Source organism: Xanthomonas cucurbitae, from assembly GCF_002939885.1.
GTDB classification, from domain to species: Bacteria; Pseudomonadota; Gammaproteobacteria; order Xanthomonadales; family Xanthomonadaceae; genus Xanthomonas; species Xanthomonas cucurbitae.
On the sequence record NZ_MDED01000116.1, the window covers coordinates 1 to 734 of the forward strand.

The window sequence follows — 734 nt, forward strand, 5'->3', positions numbered from 1 at the left end:
CTGTACTCCGCCTTGCCCCCCAGCACCTTGACCAACTCCGCCAGAAATTGCGTATTGGCTTCGTTGCGCTCGCACTGGAACGGGTTGAAGCCCGTCGGTACGCCGTTTTCCAGCGCCAGGTAGTTGCCCCCGCAGGCGCGCACGAAAATCTCCGCGCCGCGGTCCTTGTCGAAGAAGAAGATCGTCGGTACCGGATCGAACTTCTGCACCTGGCTCAGCAGAAAGTTGATCAGCGCCGTCTTGCCGGTACCGGACTTGCCGATCACCATCGTGTTGCCGATCGCCTTCTCGCCCAGCGAATTCTCCGCCGGGTGCGTGGCGTGGAAGTTGAAATAATACGGCTGGCCGTTGGTGGTCTGCAGCGTCGTCACGCAGTCGCCCCACGGGTTGTTGTGCTGCTTGCCCTGGGCGAAGTTGTGCAACGGCGACAAGCCCAGGAAATTGAGCGAGCTCAGGTTGGCGATGCGCGTGCGGAAGCGCCAGTTGCCCGGCAGCTGCGCGTAGAACGAGGAGGCGATCGCCAGGTCTTCCTTGGCCGACACGAAGCCCGCGTTGGACAACTCCGCGCGCGTGGTCGCGATCTGCCGCGCCAGCTTCTCCTGGCTGTCGGCATACACCGCCAACGTGAAGTGGTACTCGCCCAGCACGAAGTTGCCCGAGGCCACGTCATCCATCGCCAGGTCCAGGTCGCGGATCTGGCTGGAGGACTTGTCCCCGGAGGAAATCATCATGCC

At 62.8% G+C, this 734-nt stretch carries 1 protein-coding gene; it reads right to left on the reverse strand.

Translation table 11 applies throughout. The features are described 5' to 3' along the window. Positions 1–734, reverse strand: a 734-nt coding sequence (locus XcuCFBP2542_RS18980) for a VirB4 family type IV secretion/conjugal transfer ATPase (protein ID WP_484606945.1), incomplete at both ends; no start/stop codon positions are given.